This window comes from Rhizobium sp. BR 315, from assembly GCF_050577975.1.
Taxonomy (GTDB): domain Bacteria; phylum Pseudomonadota; class Alphaproteobacteria; order Rhizobiales; family Rhizobiaceae; genus Rhizobium; species Rhizobium miluonense.
Map to the genome: position 1 here is coordinate 72,019 of NZ_JARWKZ010000012.1, position 21,877 is coordinate 93,895.

Consider the following 21,877-nt stretch of genomic DNA (forward strand, 5'->3'; position numbering starts at 1 on the left):
CATTCCTGCGACACCCCTCTTAACGAACCACTCTCCAAAAAGAGAAGCAAGATCACCTTAGGCCGCAGCGAGCTGCAGTTCCTTGCTGACCATGGCGCGCAGCGTGCCGAGATCCTTGGCGAAGGCGCGGATACCTTCGGAGAGCTTCTCGGTTGCCATTGCGTCTTCGTTCATCATCCAGCGGAAGGTCTTTTCGTCGACGGCAATCTTGCCGGCGGAGCCCTTGTTCTCCGGCGAGAGCTTGCGCTCCAGCTTGCCTTCGTCCTTGGAAAGATCGTCGAGCAGGTTCGGGCTGATCGTCAGGCGATCGCAGCCGGCCAGCGCTTCGATTTCGCCGGTGTTGCGGAAGGAGGCGCCCATGACAATCGTCTTGATGTCGTTGGACTTGTAGTAGTGATAGATGTCGCGCACCGAGACGACACCCGGATCTTCCTCAGCCGTGTAGTCCTTGCCGGTCGACTTCTTGTACCAGTCGAGGATACGGCCGACGAAAGGCGAGATCAGGAATACCTTGGCATCGGCGCAGGCAATCGCCTGGGCCTTGCTGAAGAGCAGCGTCAGATTGCAGTCGATGCCTTCCTTCTGCAGCACTTCGGCCGCACGGATGCCTTCCCAGGTGGAAGCAAGCTTGATCAGGATGCGGTCACGCTCGATGCCGCGCTCCTTGTAGGCCGCGATGATGGCACGCGCCTTGGCGAGCGACGCTTCGGTATTGAAGGACAGGTCGGCGTCGACTTCCGTCGAGACACGGCCGGGAACAAGGGCGGAGAGTGCTGCACCCACAGAGATCGCCAGACGGTCGCCAACAGCAGCAGCGGTAGCTTCCGGCGTGCCGCCCTGTTTCTTGCCCCAGGCCACAGCTTCCTTGATCGCATCGGCAAACATCGGGGTGCCGAGCGCCTTCAGCACGATGGTCGGGTTAGTGGTGCAATCCACCGGCTTCAGGCGAGCGACTGCCTCGATATCGCCGGTATCGGCCACGACCGTCGTCATGGCGCGGAGTTGATCAAGCTTGGAAGTCATAACAGGTATCCTTGTTGAATGAAGCCCATTTGGATGGGAGGTATCGGGCAGCAGATCCGGTCTTTTCGTCGGGCGGACTCGAAGGCGTCAGGGGAGTGCAGCCTTCCTTCTCCTATGTTTCGGTAACGGGATAAAAAGCGCGAAAGTTCCATTTCCGGTGTACGGCCGAGCGATCAGGAGACAACCTTCCGCAAACAAGCTTTTCACCGGCACCGGGCGCCCTATATGGCTCCCCGTCCGGCCTGGCACTTGCTCGCAGCAGCACTCGCACATTGTCCTCCTCGACTGGACAAGACCGAATTCCTCACCGCCGACTATCAGCAATCTCGCACCGAAAAGTCAAGGACATTTGTGCAATTCGATTGACATAAGTTTCACGTCATAGAATATCGGCAGCAGAAGAGCCGATCCCGCCTGCTCCTGTCATCCGCCATCACCCCATTTCGTTTTCCGGGGTGATCATGACCCTAAAAGGCGCATGCGACAATCATTTCGGAGGACCTGTGGCCAAACTGAGACGCGGAACCCATACCGCCTATTCGGAGACCTCCTCCTTGAGGCTTCGCGCAGCATGGCTCTATTACAACCAGGGCCTGACGCAGAAGGACGTTGCCGAACAGCTGGGCATTAGCCGCACCACCGTCATCCGCCTGCTTGATGAGGCCATGCGCCGCGCCGAAGTGCAGATCTGGATCACCGAAGGCATCGACGATTGCGTCGAGCTGGCGATCAAGCTCGAGCGCACCTACGGCCTCGATGAAGCGATCGTGGTTCCCGAGCCGGCCGGCGGCAATGTCAACGCGCAGGCAAAAAGCGTCGGCCTGGCGCTCGGCCAGTTTCTGACGGAAGCCATTCCAGACAATTCCACCATCGGCGTCGGCTGGGGCCGGACGATGACGGCCTCGCTTGCGAGCTTCCGCCCGACCCGCCGCGACAATTGCAAGGTGGTCTCCCTGCTCGGCGGCATCGTCGCCGTCCATCAGACCAACCCGATCGACTATACGTGGCGCCTGGCGAGCCAGCTCGGCGCGGAATGCTACATGTTCCTGGCGCCGCTGCTGGTCGACTCCGTCGAGACCAAGCGCAATCTCATCGAAAAATGCGGCCTCGAAGCGATCTACCGGCTGGCAGAAAACCTCGATCTTGCGATTGTCAGCTGCGGCGATATCGGTCCGCAATCGACATCGCTGTCTGAGGGCTTCATCTCGAAGCGCGAGCTGGAAGAGCTGATCGAAGCAGGCTGCGTCTGCGACACCATGTTCAACTTCCTCGACGCCGAGGGCAATTCCGTCGATCACCCCATCAACAAGCGCGTCATGTCCGTCGATCTCGATACGCTGAAGAAAGCCAAGCATATCGTCATTTCCTCCGGCGGCGCCCATCGCGCCCAGGCGATCAGCGCCACCATCAAGCGCATCGGCTGCAATACTTTAATTACGGATGAAAGCGCGGCGAAGGCGCTGCTGCAGATGGCTATGGCGAAGGCTGCTTAAGGGCAACCCCACCACTGGCTCCGAATTTGGTGACAGTGCACACCCCCCTCTGTCACTTCGTGACATCTCCCCCACAAGGAGGGAGATCTTTGGGAGTTTGCGGTTGTCCCTATCAAATACTCAACAACGGTAATTTCAGCAGACGCAATGTTTGCTTTGAAGCGAGAGGCTGCCGCGAATTACCAATCTCCCCCCTTGGGGGGGGATGTCGCGATAGCGACAGAGGGAGGTGGCGCAGGCACCGCAAACTCGGGGCTTCCGAAGGCACACACCCCTCATGCATCCCCTGATTCCCATCCCAGCATCGCCCGCTTGCGCGTCAAGCCCCAGTGATAACCGGTGAGCTGGCCGTTCTTGCCAAGTGCACGATGGCAGGGCACGACGAAGGAGATTGGGTTGCGGCCGACAGCCGCGCCCACGGCCCGCATCGCCGTCGGCTGGCCGATATCCTTGGCGATGTCGGAATAGGTCACGGCACGACCCATCGGGATCTTCAAGAGGCTTTCCCAGACGCGAAGCTGAAAATCCGAGCCGATCAGCACCACCCGCAACGGCTGGTCGCTCGACCAGTTCGAGCGCTCGAAGATGCGCGCCGCATAGGGAGCGGTCGCGTGCGGATCCTCGATGAATTGCGCATTCGGCCAGCGGCAGGTCATGTCTGCCAGGCAGGCCTTTTCATTGCCGGAGTCGCTAAAGGCTAGGCCGGCAAGACCGCGATCGGTGACCATGATCAAGGCAAGGCCGAAGGGGGAGATGTGGAACGCGTAGCGCATCACCAGACCGCTGCCCCTGGCCTTCCACTCGCCCGGAGACATCGCCTCGTGCGTCACGAAAAGATCGTGCAGCCGGCTCGGGCCTGAAAGACCGACCTCGAAGGAGGTCTCCAGTAGCGGCAGATCCTCCTTGCGCAGCAGCCGCTTGGCATGATCGAGCGTGACGGCCTGAAGGAACGCCTTGGGCGACAACCCGGCCCAGCGCGTAAACGTCTTCTGCAATTGGGTCGGTGATTGGCCGAGCCGGTCGGCAAGCATCTCCAGCGACGGCTGGTCGCGATATTCCTCGGTGATGAGCTCGATGACCTCCCGAACGGTCTCGTAGTCCTGACCTTCAGGGGTGATGTCTTTCTTCAACTGTGCAATCGCATTCATGATCTTTCTCCTTGGAAAGGAGAAAACCACGGCAAGAGGGCTAAAACCACCCGATTCTTGCGCAAGTATTCTCTTTGCGAAAATGTGATCGGCCTGCCTCGCTCTGCCCGCTCATATCCTCTGCGTGACGGTCGCCAATGCGCGTTTGAAGGCCTTGGCAAAGCTCTCGCGATCTTCGGGGTTGAGGAAGGAGCCGACATCGGTGTCGTGGCTTCTGTCGCGGACATGCATCGACACGACCCCGATCTCGCGGTGGCGACGAACGAGGAAACGCGTCCAGAACGGATTGAAATCGTGTTCTACCATCCGCCCTGTTGGCGAGAACTTGCGGATGGAGACGTTGGTGCGCGACACCGTCACCTCTTCGCGCACGCGCCCGGAGCGATAATTCAGCCAGAAGGCGCCATAGAGCAGGAGAAAGTCGGCACCAAAGAAAATGCCGATCGGCCAGGCGCCGCGCGCGACGAAGAAAATGCCGTAGAAGAAGCAGGAGATACCGGCCAAGGCCAGCATGACCTTGAACCCCTTTCGTCCAAGCGAGCGATGGGGAAACAATTCGGCGGCAAAAACCGGCCTGTTGCCGTCTGCTGCCGTATCGGCGTTGCGTTCCGTCATAGGACTTGAGTATAGGTCGTTCATGGCAAATCCCAAGATCAAATCCAGCGCCCAAACCGTGAAAAAGTCAAATGCGACCGCAGGCCGCAAGCCGGCTGCAAAAAGCCTCTATTCCAAGGCGGACCTGGAAGAGATCTTCCGCCGCTTCTCGATCCAGCGGCCGGAACCGAAGGGCGAACTCGAGCACGTCAACCCTTTCACGCTCGTCGTTGCCGTGGCGCTTTCGGCGCAGGCGACTGATGCCGGCGTCAACAAGGCGACGCGCGCCCTCTTTGCCGTCGCCGACACGCCACAGAAGATGCTGGATCTCGGCGAGGAACGCATTCGCGAATACATCAAGACGATCGGCCTTTACCGCAACAAGGCAAAGAATGTCGTGGCGCTATCGGAAAAGCTGATCACGGATTTCGGCGGCGAGGTGCCGCGGACGCGTGAAGAGCTGGTCACCCTGCCGGGCGTCGGGCGCAAGACTGCGAATGTGGTGCTGTCCATGGCCTTCGGCCAGGCCACGATGGCTGTCGATACGCACATCTTCCGTATCGCCAACCGGCTGCTGCTGGCAACCGGCAAGACGCCGGATGAGGTCGAGCAGCAGCTGATGAAGATCATCCCCGACGAATATCTCTACCATGCGCATCACTGGCTGATCCTGCACGGACGCTACTGCTGCAAGGCGCGCAAGCCGGAATGCGAGCGCTGCGTCATTGCCGACCTCTGTCGCTCGCCGGAAAAGACCTGGGATATCCCGGCACCGCTGGTCGAACTGCCGGCGCAAGTCATCGGCGCCGAAGCCGCAAGCTAAGAGCGTCGGACCTGCACACTCGTCTCCTTGTGTGAAATCAGCTTGTGCAGATGCACCATCATCCCGGCCGCAAACAGCGGCGTCAGCAGATTGAGCAATGGGATGGCCAGAAAGGCCGCGATCACCAGACCGGCGAGGAATACCGTGAAAGCGTGTTTGACACGAAACTCCCGCGCCTCGTCCGGCGAGCAGAAACGCATGGCGGCGAATTCGAAGAATTCCCGGCCGAGCAGATAACCGTTCACCAGAAAGAAGGCGACGAGATTGACGCCCGGAATGAACAGCAACAGCAGCGCCACGATGTTGCCGACGATGACGACACCAAGAAACCGCACCGAGCTTTTCATCGCCGAGGCGACTGGCATCGCCGTTCCGGGCGAATCGGAAGGATAGTCGCGCTTTTCTACAACTTCAGCGACATCATCGAGAAAGAGGCCGGCGATCAGCGCGGTGACCGGCGAGATCAGCAGCGCCATGACCAATGCCAATGCGATGCCAGCGAAAATGGCAAGGAAGAGCGTGAGCCATCCGGTCCAGTCCGCAGTGGACGGCATGAAGCCTTGCAGCCACGGCAGAACGAAGGAATTGAACGCGCCGCGCAAGGCGAACCAAAGCACGGCGAGCGCGAGCAACGTCAGGCCGAGAACCTTCCAGAAAACCCTGCGCGTCTCCGGCGCAAAGAGATTTTCGAAGGCAAGGCGGGCAGCAAGGGCAATCATTCGGTCGAGCCTCGTGGCGGATAATCCGACACCTAGGAAACGATCGCACCGATATCAATATCCCGCCGAATTGGTGAGTATGCTCAATTAAAAAAATGTATCGTTGTAATAAAGTTTAGGCTAATATGTTTTCGATGCCTTGTTCCTAACAACAACCAAAACAACAAGGGCGGCCTTACGAGATTTGCACAACCGATTGTTCCATCAATTGGTGCACTCAAACATCAAAAGGACCGTCAATGGGGCGCATAATTTGGAAGACCTCGGCCAAAAACTTAGAGAATATATCAAGGTTGGTACGCCAGCTGAGCGACGTATTGCAAAGTATTTCTCAGAACATCTGAATGAATTGCCCTTCGAGACCGCCTCTTCCGTGGCCGACAGGCTGGAGTTGAGTCCTATGACGGTGGGACGATTCTTGCGGTCCCTCGGCTATCACGGTCTGGATGGTATCCGGGTGCATCTGAAGGAGAATGTGGTTCCGGTTACGGTACAATTGCCGAATGTTCTCGAGCAGCTTCAGAAGGATGCCGGCGAGAGCCGCCCTTTGGCAGCCCAGGTCGTCGAACAGGTCGAGATATTGCAGCATATCTACAACCTCGCCAGCCAGCCGCAGTGGCATGATGCGGTGTCGACAATCCTGTCGTCCAGCAGTGTTTTCGTCACGTCTCATCCCGGCCTTGCGGGGCTTGGCCGCCATTTCTGCGACCGGCTGACCTTTGCCCGCGATCGCGTTCTCTTCCTCGACGGCGCCAACGGCAGCTATATCGAAATGCTGGGCGCGCACTCCGAAGACAGCCTGCTCATCATCATCGATTCACCGCGCTTCGTCGCCTCGCGGTTGCTGGCCCGTTCCGCCCGCCGTGCCGGACACAAAGTTCTGCTCGCAACTGGCCAATTTACGGAATGGGCGCATGAATTCGCCAATGTCACGCTGTCGTTGCCGCCTCTGCGAGCCAATAGCCGCGAGAGCCTCTCGGGCATGATGGCGCTGCTGGAACTGATCGCCGTAGCCGTCACCCATGCCGCGGGCGAAGCGGCGGAAAACAGAACGCGCCGGATTGAAGAGCTGCAAGGCATGTTCGCCCCCGCACCGCTAAGATAAGCAGCAGCAAGGGCAGATCCACCTATTCCATGGCGTCCAATTCCGCCCGATGGCGATACATGGCAAGGAAGCGGCGATAATCACGATCGTAAAGTGCCTGCCTGCGAGTATCCGGCAAGCGCTCGTGACCACCGGGATACATGGCAGCACCCGCTGCACCCAGGCTTTCATGGATACCGCAAGAGACGGAGGCGGCGATTGCCGTGCCGAGAAGCACCGTCTCATTCATCTTCGGGGTCACGACCTTGCAGCCGGTCACATCGGAATAAAGCTCCATCAGCACCGAATTCTTCACATGGCCGCCGGCGACGTGCAGCGTGTCGGGCACGTAACCGTAGTCCCGCATCCGTTCCAGTATGTGGCGGATACCGAGCGCAATACCGACGCTGGTGCGCCAGTAAAGCCGGCAGAGGCCGTCGAAGGACGCGTCCAGCGTCATGCCGCTGATGACGCCCAATGCATGCGGATCTGCAAGCGGCGACCGATTGCCGTGAAAATCGGGCAGCACATGGATGCGCCCTCCGAGAGAGTCGCCTTCGGCTAGCCGCAACTCGGCGATCCGTCGAACGATACGGTCATGCAATGCCGCCGACGGAGGGCCGCCAGCCGCATGCATGCTGACGATATGGTCGAGAAGCGCACCCGTCGCCGACTGCCCGGCCTCGGCCAGCCACATGCCCGGGAAGACGGCTTCGTAATAAGGCCCCCACATGCCGGTGCTGCGCTTGCGCTCACGCGCGAAGGAAACGACGCAGCTCGAGGTTCCGGCAATCAACGCCAGCTGATGCTCCAATGTCGCGGCATCGCCGGCATGGGCGGCGAGTGCACCAAGCGCGCCGGCATAGGCGTCGATCATGCCGGCGCCGACATGGCAGGCGCGGTCGAGCCCGAGCGCCTCGGCCGCCTCGGCCGTCAGTGTGCCGATGCTCTTGCCGACGGCGACGCTCTCCTCGGGCAGGCCACCGCGCTCGCGCAGATCGCCAAGGCCGATCACATTGAGAAAATCGGCTTGCCAGCCCGGATCGCGATGGGCGAGATAATTCCATTTAGCCACCAGCGTCGAACGCGAGCGGGCAAGCGAACCCGTGGCCTTCCAGGTCATGAAATCGGCAAGATCGAAGAAATAGCCGGCCTCAGCCCAGCTTTCCGGCAGGTTCTCCTTCAGCCACATCAGCTTCGGCATTTCCATTTCCGGCGACATGAACTCGCCGGAATATTCGAGAACCGCATGCTTGGTCGCGGTGCAGTAATCCGCCTCGGCCAGCGCCCGATGATCGAGCCAGACGATGGTATCGTATCTCTTCTCGCCACCGGTGGAAATGGTGAGCTGCCCGCCGTCGCGATCACGCACCACCAGTGAACAGGTTGCATCGAAGCCGATCGCGCCGATGACGGATGCATCGACGCCGGATGCCTTCACGGCTGCGCGAACGGCTGCGCAGACGGCAGCCCATATGTCTTCGGAATCATGCTCGGCGTGGTTCTCACGCGGGCGATTCATCAGGATCTGATGTTCGCTTTTTCCCAGCAGTGAGCCGCTCGCCGTGAAGACACCGGCGCGTGCGCTGCCTGTGCCGATATCGACCGCAACCACGTGATCACGCATGCAAAAGAGGTCCCGACCACTTATCTCTTGTTGCGGACAAGTTGTATCAATTCCGGCATCGCGTCAAACACGACTTCCGGCGAAAGCTGCTCTAGCTCCGCCCGGTAACTCGGCGAATGCGCATGCGAACCGCCGGTGAAGGCAAAGACCGTCATGCCGGCCGCGCGCGCCGCCGTGATCCCCGCCGGGCTGTCTTCCACGACGATGCAATCCTGTGGCGGCACACCCATTTTTTCGGCCGCATAAAGAAATAGATCCGGCGCCGGCTTGCCGCGCTTGACCATGCTGGCGCTGAAAATGTTCGGCTCCAGCTTGTCCAGAAGACCGGTCACGCCGAGCGAGAGCCGGATGCGCTCCAGCTGGCTCGACGAGGCAACACAGCGCGGCAGCGAAAGCGCATCCAGCGTCGCAGCAATGCCGTCGGTCGGCTTCAATTCATGCTTGAATCGTTCGTAAAGATTATTGCGAATGCGATCCAGGAACGCCTGATCGATGAAGACATCGAACTCCGTTTGCATCGTATCGACGAGCGTCGCCAAGCTCTTGCCGAGGAAGCGGCTGTAGACATCCTCTTCGCTCATCTCTACGCCGATATCGTGCATCGCCTCGATGAGCACGCCGACAGACAGCGGCTCGCTGTCTACAAGCACACCATCGCAATCGAAGATTACGAGCCCTGTTCCCGCACCCGTCATCACAGATCCAACCTGAATTCTGTTGTTGTCCCGCCTACCCGATTTACCGGGGCAGCAATGGAAAACGGCCGGAACAGGAAAAATCCGGCCGTTTGAAAGTTATTCCGCGAGTTTGTTGTCCAAGTATAGCTGCAGCGTGGCGCGGGTACCCTTTTCCCACAGCGTTTTCAGTGCATGCGCGAAGCGCTTGCGGAAGAGATCGGATTTGGCGACATCGCCGAAAATGTCGTCGAACACCAGGAAGGCTGCCGGATCGCTCTTGGCCTTGAGGGCTGCTTCATGCAGCCGGTCGGCGCTGGCATCGTTGAAGACGATGTCCTTGCCGCCGTCGCTCTTGCCGGCGAAGTAGCGGCACCAGAGCGCCGAGACGAGTGCAAGACCGACAATATCCTCGCCGCGGCGGAGGCGATCGGCCGTGGATGGCAGTATGAACTTCGGCTGACGGTTCGAGCCGTCCTGCGCGAGACGCGGAATGGTATCGGCGATCTTCGGGTTGGAGAAACGCCGCTCGATCAGCTTGAAATAATCAGCAAGCACCGTGTTCGGCACGGGCGGGATGACGGGGATGATCTCATCGTTTTCGAGCTTGGCAAGGAAGGCGCGGATCAGCGGCTCTTCCATGGCTTCATGCACGAAATGGATATCCATCAGCGCTGCCGGATAGGCGATCGCCGCATGACCGCCGTTGAGGATGCGGATCTTCATATGCTCATAGGGCGTCACATCGGGCACGAAGGTCACACCGACCTTTTCGAGCGCAGGACGGCCGGCAGGGAAATTGTCTTCCAGCACCCATTGCTTGAACTCTTCGCAATAGACGGGCCAATTGTCCTCGATGTCGAAGGCTTCTTTTAACAGGTCGATCTCGCGCGTACCGGTCGCCGGCGTGATGCGGTCGACCATGCCGTTCGGAAAGGCGACGTTCGCCGCGATCCAGTCGGCAAACGTCGGGTCGGAGAGCCGCGCCGTGCCGACGACGGCCGCTTTGGTAACTCCGCCATTATGGGGAATGTTGTCGCAGGACATGACGGTGAAGGGCTGCAGGCCGGCGGCACGCCGCACCTTGAGGCCGGCCACGATCAGACCGAACACGGTCTTCGGCGCATCGGGGTCCTGCCCGTCTGCGACGATTGCCGGATGAGCGGGATTGAACTTGCCCGAGGCGTCGATGAAGTAGCCGCCCTCGGTGATCGTCATTGAGACGATACGGATCGTCGGGTCGGCGAGCTTGGCGATGATAACCTTGGCATCGCCGACTGGCAGAATATCGATCATGGGCGCGGTGACGCGCGCAGCTGTGCGATTATTGTCCTGCTCGACCACGGTCGTCAGAAAGTCCTGAGCGGCCAGCTTCTCCCGCATGGCCGCATCGGAAGGCAGGACGCCTGCGCCGATGATCGCCCAATCATGAGCCGCGCCGGCATTGAAAAGATCGTCGAGATAAACAGCCTGATGGGCGCGATGGAAATTGCCGACACCGAAATGCACGATGCCCGCCGAAAGCGACTTCGGATCGTAGGCAGGAATAGCCGCCTTTGCAGCCGCCTGCTGGAGAGTTGCGAGCGATAATTTGCACGTCATGTCTCTGGTCCTTCTGAAAGGTCTCTGGCTCAGGGCGGCTTGGGAAGACCGCGCCGGCTGGTATGCTTGCCCGTCCGCGGAGATCAATGAATGCGAACCGGAAGAAATGCGTTGGCCGCACGCATTGATCGCGCGCGGCCTTGGTTTTGGCTCAGATCGACAGGCCCCCGGCGTTGAACCGATGAATATGCGCCTTGTCCGGCGTCAGGTAGACGATGTCGCCGGCCCGGGCCGGGAAGTCGCCCGAGCCGCGCGCCGTCACCGTGCCGATCCCGTCGACGTCGATATGCAGGAAGGTGTCGGAGCCAAGATGCTCGGCAACCAGCACCTTGCCCTGCCAGTCGCCGGAGGTGGTCGACAGCAGCACATGCTCCGGGCGTACGCCGATGGTGTCGCCGCCGAGGCTCTGGGCATAGGCGCCCTTGACGAAATTCATCTTCGGCGAGCCGATGAAACCGGCGACGAAGAGATTGCGCGGGCTGCGATAGAGTTCCAGCGGCGAACCCACCTGCTCGATATTGCCGCGGTTGAGCACGACGATCTTGTCGGCCATGGTCATGGCCTCGACCTGATCGTGCGTCACATAGATCATCGTCGTCTTCAACTGCTGATGCAGCTCGCTGATTTCGAGGCGCATGTTGACACGCAGTGCCGCGTCAAGGTTCGACAAGGGCTCGTCGAAGAGGAAGGCTGCCGGCTGGCGTACGATGGCGCGGCCGATGGCAACGCGCTGACGCTGCCCGCCGGAAAGCTGGCGCGGCTTGCGCTCCAGATAGTCCGTGAGATTCAGGACGCGCGCGGCATCCGCGACCTTCTTGTCGATTTCCGCCTGCGGCATGTTCGCCATCTTCAGCGGAAAGGCGATGTTCTTGCGCACGCTCATATGCGGATAGAGCGCGTAGGACTGGAACACCATGGCAAGGCCGCGGTCGGATGGCTTCAGATTGGTGCCGTCCTTTCCGTCGATCATGATCTGCCCGCCGGAGACGTCTTCGAGGCCGGCGATCAGGCGCAGCAGCGTGGACTTGCCACAACCGGACGGGCCGACGAACACGACGAACTCACCATTATCGATCTCGAGGTCGATGGAAGGGATGACCTTGGCTTCGCCGAAGACCTTGGAAACCTTCTTAAGAACAATGCTACCCATGCTTGTCTTCCTTACTTAACCGCGCCGAAGGTGAGGCCGCGAACGAGTTGTTTCTGGCTGAACCAGCCGAGGATCAGGATCGGAGCGATCGCCATGGTCGATGCCGCCGAAAGCTTGGCATAGAACAGGCCTTCCGGGCTGGAGTAGGAGGCGATGAAGGTGCTCAGCGGTGCTGCGTCTACGGCAGACAGGTTGAGCGTCCAGAAGGCCTCGTTCCAGGCGAGGATGATGTTGAGCAGCATCGTCGAGGCAAGGCCGGGGATCGCCATCGGCGTCAGGACGTAGATGATCTCCTTTGCCAGCGTCGCGCCATCCATGCGGGCCGCTTCGAGGATCTCGCCGGGGATTTCCTTGAAGTAGGTATAGAGCATCCAGACGATGATCGGCAGGTTGATAAGCATCAGGACGACGACCATGCCGGCGCGGCTGGCGAACTGGTTGTTCAAGAGGCCGAAGCCCTGGAACAGCAGATAGATCGGGATGAAGGCGCCGACCGGCGGCATCATCTTGGTGGACAGCATCCACATCAAGACATCCTTGGTCCGCTTGGTCGGCGAGAATGCCATGGCCCAGGCGGCCGGAACGGCGACGAGCAAACCGAGGATTGTGGAACCGAAGGCGATGATGACCGAGTTGCCGAAGTGGAGGAAGTAATCCGAACGCGACTGTACCTCGAAATAGTTCTGCAGCGTCCAGTGGAAGAAAAGGAACTGCGGCGGCGAGGCGATGGCGTCACCCTCAGTCTTGAAGCTCGTCAGGATCGTCCACAGGATCGGGAAGAAGATGAGGAGCGCCACGACCCAGGCGACCACCGATATGAAAATCTTGCGCTGTGTGGTGATTTTGCGTGCCATCTCAAGCCTCCAGATTCTTGCCGACTGCGCGCATCAGGAAGATCGCGACGATGTTGGCGAGGATGACGGCGATGATGCCGCCCGCCGATGCGCCGCCAACATCCTGCGACAGAACGATCTGCGAATAGACGAGATAAGTCAGGTTCGTCGTCGCCGTACCCGGACCACCATTGGTGGTGACGAGGATTTCAGCGAATGCGGAGAGCAGGAAGATCGTCTCGATCAGAATCACGACCGTGATGGCGCGGGCCAGATGCGGCAGGGTGATGTAGATGAACTTCGAGATCGGACCGGCGCCGTCCATTTCGGCGGCTTCCTTTTGCTCTTCGTCCAATGACTGCATGGCCGTCAGCAGGATGAGTGTGGCGAAGGGCAGCCATTGCCAGGCGACGATGATGATGACAGACAGCAGCGGAACCGTCTCCAGCCAGGTCAGCGGATCAAGCCCGAACAATCGGAAGAGATGCGCCAGGAGCCCGTTCACCGGGTTCATGAACATGTGCTTCCAGATGAGTGCGGCGACCGTCGGCATCACGAAGAAGGGCGCAAGCACCAGCATGCGCACGATGCCCTGGCCGAAGATCGGCTGATCGAGAAGGAGCGCCAGCGCAATGCCGCCGACCACGGTGATCACCAATGCGCCGCCAACAAGCAGCAGCGTCACGATCAGCGAACTCAGGAAGGCCGGATCGGTGACGAAATATTCGTAGTTGAGCCAACCGAGGAAATCATGCGCGCCGGGCGACAGCAGATTGTAGTTCAGCGTCGAGAAATAGATCGTCATGACGAGCGGGACGATCATCCACGCAAAGAGGAGCAGAATCGAAGGCGCCATCATGACGCGCGCGGTGGAACGGGTGTGCAACGTTGCCATGGCAAGTACCGACCTATCTTTGAGCAGGAAGAGGTGGCCGTGGACCGGCTGAAACGAAAAGGGCCGCCAAGGGCAGTTCGGCGCTCGGCGGCCTAGGGGAAAGCAATGCTCGAGAGGAGGCACTGCTTTCCTTAGCTTCAACGGCCCCTTACTTCGGGTAGCCGGCCTTCTTCATTTCGCGTTCCGTCAGCTGCTGCGCAGCCTTCAGGGCCTGGTCGACGGAGATCTGGCCGGCAAGAGCGGCCGAGAACTGCTGGCCTACAGCCGTGCCGATACCCTGGAACTCGGGGATAGCGACGAACTGGACGCCGACATAGGGAACCGGCTTCACGGTCGGATGCGTCGGATCGGCAGAGTTGATCGAGTCGAGCGTCATCTTCGCGAAAGCCGCTGCCTTCTGGTAGTCCGCGCTCGTGTAGAGCGACGTACGGGTGCCGGGAGGTGCGTTCAGCCAGCCTTCCTTCTGGGCGACCAGGTTGGTGTATTCTTTGCTGGTTGCCCAGGAGATGAACTTCTCTGCAGCTTCGGTCTTCTTCGACGAAGCCGGGATGGCGAGGTTCCATGCCCACAGCCAGTTGCCGCGCTTGCCCAGACCCTTGTCCGGAGCCAGAGCAAAGCCGACTTTATCGGCGACCTTGGATTCCTTCGGATCGGAGACGAAGGAAGCGGCAACCGTTGCGTCGATCCACATTCCGCACTTGCCGGACTGGAACAGAGCCAGGTTTTCATTGAAGCCGTTGGAAGAAGCACCCGGAGGGCCAGCGTCCTTCATCAGCTTGACGTAGAAGTCGAGCGTCGCCTTCCATTCCGGCTGGTCGAACTGTGCCTTCCACTTCTCGTCGAACCAGCGGGCGCCGAACGAATTCGACATCGCCGTCAGGAACGCCATGTTCTCGCCCCAGCCTGCCTTGCCGCGAAGGCAGATGCCGTAGACTTCATGATCCTTGTCGGTGATCTTACGGGCGGCATCGGCAACGAAGTCCCAGGTCGGCGCGTCCGGCATCTTCAGGCCGGCCTTTTCGAACAGGTCCTTGCGGTACATCACCATCGAGCTTTCGCCGTAGAACGGTGCCGCATAGAGCTTGCCGTCGGTGGTCAGACCGCTGCGAATGGCCGGGAGAAGGTCATTCACGTCATAGTCCTTGTCGGCGGAAAGCTTGTCGAGCGAGGCAAGCCAGCCGAGCTTGCTCCAGATCGGCACTTCGTAGGTGCCGATGGTAAGTACGTCGTACTGGCCTGCCTTGGTAGCGATGTCGGTCGTAACCTTCTGGCGCAATACGTTTTCTTCAAGCGTGACCCACTGCAGGTCGATGCCGGGGTTCTTGGCTTTGAAATCGTCCGTAAGCTTCTGCATACGGACCATGTCACCGTTGTTGACTGTCGCAATCGTGAGGGTTTCGGCGGACGCCAAGCCGGCAAACATCAGCGCCGAGCAGGCGCTCAGCAGTAAAGTTTTCAATTTCATATCTTCCTCCCAGAAGACTAAAAATGAGCATTCGCTTTGCTCGTGGGCAATTACTCACCTCTTGCGACAAAATGTCAATGCGAATTCGTTGCTGCAGTGCCGAGCAAGCAGCCTATCCTTTTGTTTTTACAGATTAAATTTTTTGCTCAGCTCTTGAGCAAAAACTCAGCAACTGCCTCATCGGTGATCAAACCGTTGATTTGACGGCCGGTGACGGCCGCCTTGATCGCCTCGAACTTGCGTCTTCCCTTGGCGATTCCGATAACGGACGAGGTATCGCGCGACGGCAGCGGCGCGCTTGCGACGCGATCGTTGACGTCGTCTGGCATGAGCTTTCCTTCACCATCGAAAACCCAGCCACAAATCTCCCCGGCAGCGCCGCGCTTCATCAGCGCCAGCATCTCGTCCTTCTCAAGAAAGCCGTCGAGACAGAGCGGCGCCTCGACACCCATTTCGCCGATGCCGACAAAGGTCACGTCGGCCTGGGCGCTGATATCGAGCGTCGAGCGCACCAGCGCCTGCGCATGCAGCAGCTCGCGTTCCTCCGCCGAGGATACCAGCACGGGCAGCGGCATCGGAAAGTGCCGCGCCTTGACGACGTCGGCCATGCTGAAGATGACGTTATAATAGGCGGCCGAACCATCCGGGCCGATATTGCCCGTCAGCGACACAACGCGGTGCTGCAGACATTCGATCGCCGGCAATTGGTCGACCGCGGCCTTCAGCGTGCGGCCCGTGCCGATCGCCACCACGATCGGGTCGCTGCGCTTCAGCCAGCGCTCGATTTCGGCAGCACCCGCCTGAGCGATGCCGACCGTGGAGGACGTACCGTCCGGATCGCTCGGCACGATATCGACATGTCGCAGATTGAATTTCTTCTTGAGCGCCGCCGAATATTCGAGGCAAGCCGCGATCGGATGATCCAGCCGAACCTTGATCAGCCGTTCGGCGACGGCAAGCGACACAAGCCTCTGCGCCGACTGGCGGGAAATCCCCATAGCGACGGCGATCTCGTCCTGCGTCCGCCCGGCGACATAATAGAGCCATCCGGCACGCGCCGCATCGTCAAGCCGCCCTTGGGAATCCAGCTTCTTCGCCATCGCATTCCTTTATCGAAACAGCGCCCTTGTCCGGTAACCGGATCACTCAGCTTCCGGCGGGATGACGCCCTTGGTCAAGGTGAAACAGCCGTAAAAGCGACGTTCGCCTGTTTGGATGACGCAATAGGCATCCTTGGCACGCTCGTAGAAAGCAAATCGCTCGACCGGCGACAGCGGCCAATGCTTGCCCTCAGCCTTGTCGACCACCGCCTGCACTTCGCGCTGGACCTGCGGCACCTCGTCCGGCGCACCCACAACTTCCATGCGCGTCGCCGCATCGTCGATGAAGGTGTCGAGGGGCATCACCGACAATATTGCGGCAACCGCATCGGCAGCCGGCACGTTGTCGATGCGCAGCAGCTCACCCAAAACCGTCTGGCTCGCGATGGCTTCTGCGGGAAAATTCGTATCTACCACGACGAGCATGTCACCATGCCCCATCGATTTCAGCGCGTAGAGCACATCCGCATTCAACAGCGGCGAAATTCCCTTCAGCATGACCGAATAACCTCCAATAGCTTGTGGCGGCCATCCTGCGCCGCTTCGTTCTCCGCGCAAAGAAGTAACCACGGCATCCCAGTCTGTCCATAGGTGCCGGGAACGTTTCCGGAAAAGACGCCTCGGCTTGAAAGACATATCTCCGCAAGGCCTATTTTGGCCGTTATTGACCCGATAGGTTCGTCGGCATTAACTGAAGCGCAGTCAACGGTTGAGAGGGCTCAGGTGCGGATTCTCCTTGTGGAAGACGATGATACGATCGGCAGCGCCGTTCGGGACCATATCGCGGCAGACTCGCACGCCGTCGACTGGGTAAAAAATCTGGCCGATGCCGGCGAAGTTACCAGTGCCGTGAACTACGGTCTCGTCTTGCTGGACCTACAGCTTCCGGACGGCAGCGGCATCGACTTTCTGAAGCGCCTGCGCCGCAAGCCTGACGAGACCCCCGTCATCATTCTGACCGCGCGCGACCAGATTTCCGATCGCATCGAGGGCCTGAACAGCGGCGCTGACGATTACCTCGTAAAACCTTTCAGCCTCGGCGAGCTCACCGCCCGCATCCTGGCTGTCGCCCGCCGCTATATCGGCAGCCCGCAGCCGACCATTCGCTTTGCCGACCTCGAGATCGATCAGCCGCAGCGACGCGTCCGGCTGGAAGGCAAGGACATCGTTCTGACGGGGCGCGAATGGGCCGTGCTCGATCTGCTTGTCGCCCGACCGGGCGCAATCGTATCGAAGGACAAGATCGAAGAAGCGCTCTACGCCTTCGGTTCCGAAATCGAGAGCAACACGGTCGAAGTCTATGTCAGCCGCCTGCGCAAGAAGATCGGCAAGGACCGCATCCGGACGGCCCGCGGCGTCGGCTATAGCCTGGGTGACAAATGACGAAGCCCAATGAGCCCAGCCGCGCCAGCATCACCTGGCGCCTGATCGCCGCGCTCACGGGTACCGTCGTGCTTTTCTGGCTGATTGCCGTCGGCATCGGCGTCTATGTCGTGCATAAGGAACTATCTGAGACTTTCGACGGCGCGCTGCAGGAAACCGCGGAGCGGCTGATGCCCCTGGTGCTCGACGATCTCGGCAACCGCGACCATTCGGGCGATCCGCAAAGCCTGGAACAGCTCAACAAAGGGCTGAACCGCGAATATCTGACCTATCAGGTGCTCGATGCGAACGGCAAAGTCATCCTGCATTCGCACGATGCCCCTCCCACAGCCTACGATGTGCCGCTGGTGATCGGCTTCCACAACGCGGCGCGCTACCGGATCTATACGGAATCGTCGGCTGACGGGACCATCTTCCTGCATGTTGCCGACGCGTTCAAGAATCGTCGCGAAGCATCCCGCGAAAGCGGTGTCGCGCTGCTTTGGCCGTTGCTGGCCCTCATTCCCGCCAGCATCGTCGCCATCGGCCTTATCGTCGGCCGGTCGCTGCGGCCGATCGATCGCCTGCGATCACAGATCGCCACCAAGGACGGCGGCAATATGATGCCGCTGGATGCCGAGACCTTGCCGCGCGAGCTGCAACCGATCGCCCGCTCCGTCAATCTCCTGCTCGACCGTCTGCGGCTCGCCCTCGAAGCCGAACGTGAATTCTCCGCCAACAGCGCCCATGAACTGCGCACGCCGATTGCCGGCGCTCTCGCACAGACCCAGCGCCTGCTGGTGGAATTGCCGCCAGGCCCGCTTGCCGAACGAGCCAGCCGCATCGAGACGTCGCTCTCCAATCTCGGCCGTCTGGCCGAAAAGCTGCTGCAGCTCTCCCGCGCGCAGGCCGGCATCGGCACCGGCGAAAAGCCGATCGATCTGATCGCGGTCATCGAAACCGTGATCGGCGATTACGATCGCGACACCGGCACCGCCGGACGCGTCCTGCTGGAGAACGAGACGAAGGGGAAACTGATCCGCAATATCGATATCGATGCCTTTGCCATCGTCATGCGCAATCTGATCGAAAACGCATTGATCCACGGACCGGTCGACGATGAAGTAACGGTCAGAGTTGACGATAGCACCGTCCGCGTCGTCAACGGCGGCCATGTGCTTTCCCAGGAAGAATTCACCGGCCTGAAGAAACGCTTCTGGCGCGGCAAGACAAAGGCCGCAGGCTCCGGCCTCGGACTTTCCATCGTCGAACGCATCGTCAATCAGATCGGGGGGCGCATCGATCTCATGTCGCCCGCCACCGGAAGATCCGATGGTTTCGAAGCGAGGATTACCCTGCCGCGCGGTTGATGGCGGCGCAGCACCGCAAGGATTGGCCTTGCAAAGACCGGCAAAGGGTGCGAGCAAGTGCCGCATGTTTCCTGCAGGTCTGTATTCATGATCGTTTCCTTCGACATCGGCGGTAGCGCCATCAAGGGCGGAATCGCCCGCTCCATGTCCGATATTCTGCCGCTGGCGCGGCGCCCCACGCCCAAGCATGACTTCGCCGAATTCGTCGCAGCCCTGCGCGATGTCATCACCGAGGCGGGTGAGAAACCGGATTGCCTCTCCTTTTCCATTGCCGGCGTGGTGGATCCCGATACGCAGGCGCTGACCTGCGCCAACATACCCTGCATTCATGGCCGACGCCTCGCCGACGATCTGGAGGCTGAACTCGGCTATCCCGTACTGGTTGCCAACGATGCCGATTGCTTTGCCATGGCGGAAGCCATGTCCGGCGCCGGCCGCGGCCATCGCATCGTATTCGGCGCCATTCTCGGCACCGGCGTCGGCGGCGGTCTGGTGGCGGACGGACGTTTGGTGAATGCCGCCGGCGGCTTTGCCGGCGAATGGGGTCATGGGCCGATCATCGCTTCCTTCGCGGGCGATCCGCCGGCCGCCATCCCCGCCTATCCCTGCGGCTGCGGCCAGAAGGGCTGCGTCGACACCGTCGGCGGCGCCCGTGGCATCGAGCGCCTGCACAAGACGCTGCACGGTGTCGAATTGTCCAGCGAAGAGATCATCGACCGATGGCTGAAGGACGACACGCAGGCTCAGCGCACGATCGACGTCATGATCGATCTGGTCGCCTCGCCGCTTGCGCTGACGGTCAATATAACAGGCGCGACCATCGTTCCGGTCGGAGGCGGCCTTTCCAACGTCGAACCGCTCCTGGCACGGCTGGACGAGGCGGTACGCGCCCGCATCCTGCGCAAGTTCGGCCGGCCGCTTGTGGTCCCCAGCCAATGCAGGCTTGAGCCGGGACTGATCGGCGCTGCCCTGCTGGGACTGCGATATGCGGGAGAACACCATGCTGCTTGAGATCTGCGTCGACGATATTTCCGGCCTCAAGGCCGCCATCGCCGGCGGCGGCGATCGTATCGAGCTTTGCAGTGCGCTCTCCGTCGGTGGCCTGACGCCGAGCGCCGGGCTGATAGAGGTGGCGGCAGGCATGTCCGTTCCCTCCTATGCCATGATCCGCCCCCGCGCCGGCAGCTTCATCTACTCTGCCGACGAGCTCGACGTCATGAAGCGCGATATCGACATGGCGCGCGATGCCGGACTGCCGGGCGTCGTATTCGGCGCTTCGCTGCCCGACGGGCGGCTCGATTTCGATGCGCTGGCCGCGCTGACAGCCCACGCAGGCACACTTGGCAAGACGCTGCACCGCGCCTTCGATCTCGTTCCGGATATCGATGAGGCCGTCGAAATGGCCGTCTCGCTTGGTTTCGAACGCATCCTGACATCGGGTGGCGCGAAGACGAGCGCGGAGGGCGTCGCAACGCTGGAACAGGTGATTGCCATTGCCGCTGGCCGTATTTCCATCATGCCGGGCGCGGGCGTCACGCTGGCGACGATCGGCCAGCTATGGCCGCGATTGCCGATCAGAGAAGTCCACTCCTCCGGCGCCGTGGCGGCAACGGAAACCGATGAACGGCTGCTCGCCCTCGGATTTTCGGCACCGTCGGCTCGTCGCACCGATGTAGCGACCGTCAAAGCGCTCAAGGCTTATTTCGCCTAGAGCGCTTCAGTCCTCTACGGAAGCTCCGAGCCGCTGCAGCCCCCGTTGTTTTCACGCAATTCCGGACGGGAGGCCGCTGTGCGCTTTTCCCGGAGTTGCTCCAAGCAACGTCATGAATTGACAAAGAAACATTAGAATGATCAATCGTTCATAAACGCATATGCTGTAGGCATGGGCGAGCTGCGCAACATACGATCGTTGCAGCAAAGCGAATTTCCTCGGGAGTAGCTGTAGATCTCAATCATGTCGGTGGCGCCACCTCGCAAGAAAAGCTGGGCTGTGTTCTGGATTGCGGCTGTTGTCATCGGCTCGATCATTCTCGCGACCGCGCTGCTTGCCAACGACATGCGTAACCTGAGAGCGCTGGACCGTCGCTATCATCTCAACCTGTTTCCGAAGCAGGAGCAGCAGCCCACGCCTTCACCGGCCCAAAGTGCCGGAAGCGCGGTCTCGCCGCCTGCCGGAGCCGCCCCGAAAACCATAGTCGGAAACAAGACCGCGGCGCCGGCCGGCGCCCCTGTGCGCAGCGCTCGGGCACCGGCCAAGGCGGCCACCGCCAAATCATCTCCAGCCAGAACCTCGCACCTGTTCGATACTCCGGTCGACGCGCTGCGCGGCGCCTTCGTGCGAAGCTGGAGAATATCCGGCCAGACCCTTTGCGCCGATCTAGTGAAATTCGGCCTTTCCGTCGGCGAATGGCGGCAAAGCGAGCTGGGCGGCGGCACGTCAGAATGCAGCTATGCCGTCCAGAAGGGCGCCTATGGCGATGCGAAGGCGGCTTCCTTCTTCATCATTGTCCGAGGCAAGCCGACCGGTGAGCTCGACGCTATCCGCATCAAGGTGATCATGCCCGACAACGCCGACGGCAAGGCCATCGCCAGCACGTTCGTGGACACCGTCGTGCTCTTGCTCAACGAGACGCATTGGCTGGATTTTCAAACCGCGCTGGACGCAATCGGCACCTTGCAGGACGTGACGCTGCAAGCCTTCGGCGCCAAGCTCAGCTTCTTCAAGGAATTCCAGGGCAACAATAATTTCAATCTTCAGCTGGAGTTGAGAAGAACCGCACCGGAACAGATCCGAACGGCTACCGTTTTCGACAAGGCCCGCTGGACGCTGCGTTCTCCCTTGCAGACCAACTAGAGCAATTCCAGGAAAAGTGCGCAGCGGTTTTCCGTCCGGAATTGCGTAAAAACAATAAGCT

At 60.4% G+C, this 21,877-nt stretch carries 21 protein-coding genes; 8 read left to right on the forward strand and 13 right to left on the reverse strand.

All coding sequences use genetic code 11. The annotated features are described in order from the left end of the window. Positions 1-57 precede the first annotated feature (57 nt). Positions 58-1,023, reverse strand: a complete 966-nt coding sequence (tal, locus tag QD409_RS14770; RefSeq protein WP_092852532.1) for a transaldolase — start codon at positions 1,021-1,023, stop codon at positions 58-60. 503 nt (positions 1,024-1,526) lie between these two features. Here tal and QD409_RS14775 point away from each other — a divergent pair. Further along, entirely contained in the window at positions 1,527-2,516 is a 990-nt protein-coding gene (locus QD409_RS14775; protein WP_092852530.1) for a sugar-binding transcriptional regulator, read from the forward strand. A gap of 275 nt (positions 2,517-2,791) precedes the next feature. Here QD409_RS14775 and QD409_RS14780 read toward each other — a convergent pair whose 3' ends face one another. Both QD409_RS14780 and QD409_RS14785 read right to left on the reverse strand, forming a co-directional pair. Continuing rightward, positions 2,792-3,664, reverse strand: a complete 873-nt coding sequence (locus QD409_RS14780) for a methylated-DNA--[protein]-cysteine S-methyltransferase (protein WP_092852528.1) — start codon at positions 3,662-3,664, stop codon at positions 2,792-2,794. Positions 3,665-3,775: 111 nt separating this feature from the next. Then, positions 3,776-4,279, reverse strand: a complete 504-nt coding sequence (locus QD409_RS14785) for a DUF2244 domain-containing protein (protein ID WP_430763038.1) — start codon at positions 4,277-4,279, stop codon at positions 3,776-3,778. Positions 4,280-4,301: 22 nt separating this feature from the next. Here QD409_RS14785 and nth point away from each other — a divergent pair, with 22 nt between their 5' ends. After that, complete coding sequence (nth, locus tag QD409_RS14790; RefSeq protein WP_430762987.1) at positions 4,302-5,081, forward strand: endonuclease III; 780 nt, start codon at positions 4,302-4,304, stop codon at positions 5,079-5,081. Here nth and QD409_RS14795 read toward each other — a convergent pair. Continuing rightward, positions 5,078-5,800, reverse strand: coding sequence for a sulfate transporter family protein (locus QD409_RS14795; RefSeq protein ID WP_430762988.1), 723 nt, complete (start codon positions 5,798-5,800; stop codon positions 5,078-5,080). The two genes, nth and QD409_RS14795, sit on opposite strands and share 4 nt — an antisense overlap. Positions 5,801-6,053: 253 nt before the next feature. On the opposite strand from QD409_RS14795, the gene QD409_RS14800 reads away from it, so the two are divergent. After that, positions 6,054-6,905, forward strand: a complete 852-nt coding sequence (locus tag QD409_RS14800) for a MurR/RpiR family transcriptional regulator (RefSeq protein WP_430762989.1) — start codon at positions 6,054-6,056, stop codon at positions 6,903-6,905. 22 nt (positions 6,906-6,927) lie between these two features. Here the strand turns inward: QD409_RS14800 and QD409_RS14805 are convergent, their stop codons facing one another. The 9 genes from QD409_RS14805 to QD409_RS14845 all read right to left on the reverse strand — a co-directional run bounded on the left by QD409_RS14805 (position 6,928) and on the right by QD409_RS14845 (position 16,728). Beyond that, positions 6,928-8,511, reverse strand: a complete 1,584-nt coding sequence (locus QD409_RS14805) for an FGGY-family carbohydrate kinase (RefSeq protein WP_430762990.1) — start codon at positions 8,509-8,511, stop codon at positions 6,928-6,930. Between the two features lie 20 nt (positions 8,512-8,531). Beyond that, positions 8,532-9,206: an HAD family hydrolase gene (locus QD409_RS14810; protein ID WP_430762991.1), complete on the reverse strand. Its 675-nt coding sequence runs from the start codon at positions 9,204-9,206 to the stop codon at positions 8,532-8,534. Positions 9,207-9,305: 99 nt separating this feature from the next. Beyond that, entirely contained in the window at positions 9,306-10,787 is a 1,482-nt protein-coding gene (locus QD409_RS14815; protein ID WP_430762992.1) for a mannitol dehydrogenase family protein, read from the reverse strand. A 151-nt stretch (positions 10,788-10,938) separates the two neighbouring features. After that, the gene (locus QD409_RS14820; protein WP_092852515.1) at positions 10,939-11,937 is read right to left on the reverse strand and encodes an ABC transporter ATP-binding protein; all 999 of its coding nucleotides are present in this window, start codon (positions 11,935-11,937) and stop codon (positions 10,939-10,941) included. A gap of 11 nt (positions 11,938-11,948) precedes the next feature. Continuing rightward, positions 11,949-12,791: a carbohydrate ABC transporter permease gene (locus tag QD409_RS14825; protein ID WP_092852513.1), complete on the reverse strand. Its 843-nt coding sequence runs from the start codon at positions 12,789-12,791 to the stop codon at positions 11,949-11,951. A 1-nt stretch (position 12,792) separates the two neighbouring features. Beyond that, complete coding sequence (locus QD409_RS14830) at positions 12,793-13,665, reverse strand: carbohydrate ABC transporter permease (RefSeq protein ID WP_092852511.1); 873 nt, start codon at positions 13,663-13,665, stop codon at positions 12,793-12,795. A gap of 148 nt (positions 13,666-13,813) precedes the next feature. Further along, positions 13,814-15,130, reverse strand: coding sequence for an ABC transporter substrate-binding protein (locus QD409_RS14835; RefSeq protein ID WP_430762993.1), 1,317 nt, complete (start codon positions 15,128-15,130; stop codon positions 13,814-13,816). 146 nt (positions 15,131-15,276) lie between these two features. Beyond that, entirely contained in the window at positions 15,277-16,230 is a 954-nt protein-coding gene (locus QD409_RS14840; protein WP_430762994.1) for a sugar-binding transcriptional regulator, read from the reverse strand. 42 nt (positions 16,231-16,272) lie between these two features. Continuing rightward, entirely contained in the window at positions 16,273-16,728 is a 456-nt protein-coding gene (locus tag QD409_RS14845; protein WP_430762995.1) for an RbsD/FucU family protein, read from the reverse strand. Between the two features lie 225 nt (positions 16,729-16,953). Here QD409_RS14845 and QD409_RS14850 point away from each other — a divergent pair, with 225 nt between their 5' ends. The 5 genes from QD409_RS14850 (at position 16,954) to QD409_RS14870 (ending at position 21,816) form a co-directional block, all read left to right on the forward strand. Beyond that, the gene (locus tag QD409_RS14850) at positions 16,954-17,613 is read left to right on the forward strand and encodes a response regulator transcription factor (protein ID WP_037151794.1); all 660 of its coding nucleotides are present in this window, start codon (positions 16,954-16,956) and stop codon (positions 17,611-17,613) included. Beyond that, positions 17,610-18,962 (forward strand): ATP-binding protein, encoded by a 1,353-nt coding sequence (locus QD409_RS14855; protein WP_430762996.1) that lies wholly within the window; start codon positions 17,610-17,612, stop codon positions 18,960-18,962. Before QD409_RS14850 ends, QD409_RS14855 begins: the two co-directional genes overlap by 4 nt. Before the next feature lie 87 nt (positions 18,963-19,049). Continuing rightward, the gene (locus QD409_RS14860; RefSeq protein WP_430762997.1) at positions 19,050-19,973 is read left to right on the forward strand and encodes an ROK family protein; all 924 of its coding nucleotides are present in this window, start codon (positions 19,050-19,052) and stop codon (positions 19,971-19,973) included. Next, positions 19,963-20,673, forward strand: coding sequence for a copper homeostasis protein CutC (locus QD409_RS14865; RefSeq protein WP_430762998.1), 711 nt, complete (start codon positions 19,963-19,965; stop codon positions 20,671-20,673). Before QD409_RS14860 ends, QD409_RS14865 begins: the two co-directional genes overlap by 11 nt. Before the next feature lie 243 nt (positions 20,674-20,916). Further along, positions 20,917-21,816, forward strand: a complete 900-nt coding sequence (locus QD409_RS14870) for a DUF6030 family protein (protein ID WP_430762999.1) — start codon at positions 20,917-20,919, stop codon at positions 21,814-21,816. The last annotated feature ends 61 nt before the right edge of the window (positions 21,817-21,877 follow it).